Annotated in this window: 3 protein-coding genes; 2 read left to right on the top strand and 1 reads right to left on the bottom strand. The window is 56.9% G+C overall.

Annotated elements, in window-relative coordinates; all coding sequences use genetic code 11:
* Positions 1 to 50 precede the first annotated feature (50 nt).
* Complete coding sequence (locus ALO64_RS15740; protein ID WP_005735044.1) at positions 51 to 614, top strand: DUF2780 domain-containing protein; 564 nt, start codon at positions 51 to 53, stop codon at positions 612 to 614.
* On the opposite strand, the gene ALO64_RS15735 is transcribed toward ALO64_RS15740, so the two are convergent.
* The gene (locus ALO64_RS15735; RefSeq protein ID WP_004654799.1) at positions 594 to 1,493 is read right to left on the bottom strand and encodes an acyltransferase; all 900 of its coding nucleotides are present in this window, start codon (positions 1,491 to 1,493) and stop codon (positions 594 to 596) included. The genes ALO64_RS15740 and ALO64_RS15735 overlap by 21 nt on opposite strands.
* A gap of 193 nt (positions 1,494 to 1,686) precedes the next feature.
* Between ALO64_RS15735 and rloA2 the strand changes: the two genes are divergently transcribed.
* Positions 1,687 to 2,190, top strand: coding sequence for a retropepsin-like aspartic peptidase RloA2 (gene rloA2, locus ALO64_RS15730; RefSeq protein ID WP_002555611.1), 504 nt, complete (start codon positions 1,687 to 1,689; stop codon positions 2,188 to 2,190).
* The last annotated feature ends 45 nt before the right edge of the window (positions 2,191 to 2,235 follow it).

The raw sequence follows: 2,235 nt of genomic DNA, 5'->3' as shown, positions 1-2,235 counted from the left end.
CTGCTTTACCGCCCACTCATGGGCGGTTCAGGTTTGATAAGGGTGACGCAATGAAAACTGCACGCGGTATGGCTTTGGTAACGTTGATGGCACTGGCTGCAAGCCCGGTGTTTGCCTTCAATCTGAATGACGCCGCAAATGCGGTTTCCAATGCCACGAGTGGCAATCAGAAAGCCACAGCGGCCCCTGAAGTCGCAGGACTGCTTAATACCCTTGGCACCCAGCTCAATGTCACCCCTGAACAAGCCGTTGGCGGAACAGGCGCATTGCTCGGGCTGGCGAAGAACAAGCTGACCAGCACCGATTATTCGCAGTTGGCCAAATCGGTTCCCGGTCTGGAGCAGATGTCCGGCACCTCCGCACTGGACAGCCTGGGAGGCGCAAACGCACTGGGCAGCCTGCTCGGTGGCAAGTCCGGCGATAACTCGATGCTCAACAGCGCACTGGGCAACGTGCAGAGCATGGGTGATGTGAATAACGCCTTCAAGGCACTGGGCATGGACAGCACGATGGTCAGCCAGTTTGCCCCGCTGATTCTGCAGTACCTCGGGCAGCAAGGTGCCAGCGGTTCGGCGTTGCAGAGCCTGAGTGGGTTATGGGGTACCGGCAGCTGATTCAAGCCGCAACGCCGCAATACGCGCATCTTTCTCCACCCAGAGCTGGTTGACCCAGCTCTGGATTTTCTCGCGAAATACCGGATCGTTCTCGTAATCGCCCTGCCACAGTGCCGGGTCCATTTCGCGGGTTTTGATGTCGACAATCACCTTGGGCACCCGCCCGCACAGCATGTCCCAGAACCCCGGGATGCCTGAACCCGGATAGACCACGGTGACATCCAGAATGGCGTCCAGTTGCTCGCCCATGGCAGCCAGCACGAATGCGACGCCACCGGCCTTGGGCTTGAGCAGATGGGTATAGGGCGATGCTTGAGTCGCATGTTTGCCCGGAGTAAAGCGCGTGCCTTCCAGATAGTTGACGATGGTCACTGGCTGACGCTTGAACAGCTCGCAGGCGGCCTTGGTGATTTCCAGATCCTTGCCCTTCAGTTCCGGGTGCTTCGCCAGAAACGCCTTGCTGTAGCGCTTCATGAACGGGTAATCCAGCCCCCACCACGCCAGGCCCAGCAGAGGCACCCAGATCAGTTCTTTTTTCAGGAAAAACTTGAAGAAGGGCGTGCGCCGGTTGAGTGCCTGGACCAGCGCGGGAATATCCACCCACGACTGATGATTGCTGATGACCAGATACGAAGTATCACCGCGCAAGCCCTCATCGCCACGAATATCCCATTGCGTCGGTACACAGGTTGCGAAGATGACCTTGTCGATCTCGGCCCAGGTTTCGGCAATCCACATAACGGCGACTGAACAGCGATCACGCATTCGGCCTCTGAACAGCAGCTTGAGCAAGGCAAAAACCAATAACGGACCTATCAATACCAGCGTATTGATCAGTAACAACAAAGCAACAAAACAGCCGGTGAGCAGACGGCGCATGACGGACTCTTGAAGGTTCAGGGGCGGCAATAATAAAGACCCACGCGTTTTACGCCAATTACACAGGTGCTTACAAATGTTTCACGTCTCGGCCTTTATGCTGACGTCATATTCATCCTGACGAACCTACTGCAGGTTCGCTGTCTAAAAACGGGCGCCAATCAGGCGCTGACTATTGCGAGGAACCTCTCACGTGAAACCGATCCTGGCGCTATTGTCTTTGCTGGCCCTGCCGGTCATGGCCGCTGAACCGACGTTGTATGGCCGCTACGAGAACATCAAGGTTCTGGACGTGGACCAGACCTTCAAGGCCAAGATGGACACCGGCGCACTCACTGCATCGCTGTCGGCCAAGGACATCGAGCTGTTCCAGCGTGATGGCGATGACTGGGTGCGATTCCGTCTGGCAACCAAGGGCGCCGACAACAAGGTGTATGAGCACAAGGTGTCGCGGATCAGCAAGATCAAAGGGCGTGCAGAAGGTGATGACGAAGACGACGAAGGTATCAACCCTGCCAAGCGTCCTGTTGTAGACCTGGAACTGTGCCTGGGAAACAAGAAGCGTACGGTCGAAGTCAACCTGGTCGACCGCAGCCATTTCAACTTCCCGCTACTGATCGGTGCCAAGGCCCTGCGCGAGTTTGACGCTGCGGTTAATCCGGCACGCCGCTATACCGCTGACCAGCCTGACTGCTGAGGCGTCTATCGTGCTCATGCTTCTTCCTGACTATCGTGCGACGCT

The sequence above is a fragment of the Pseudomonas meliae genome, assembly GCF_001400515.1.
GTDB lineage: Bacteria > Pseudomonadota > Gammaproteobacteria > Pseudomonadales > Pseudomonadaceae > Aquipseudomonas > Aquipseudomonas amygdali.
This window is presented reverse-complemented; position numbering and strand designations above follow the sequence as displayed.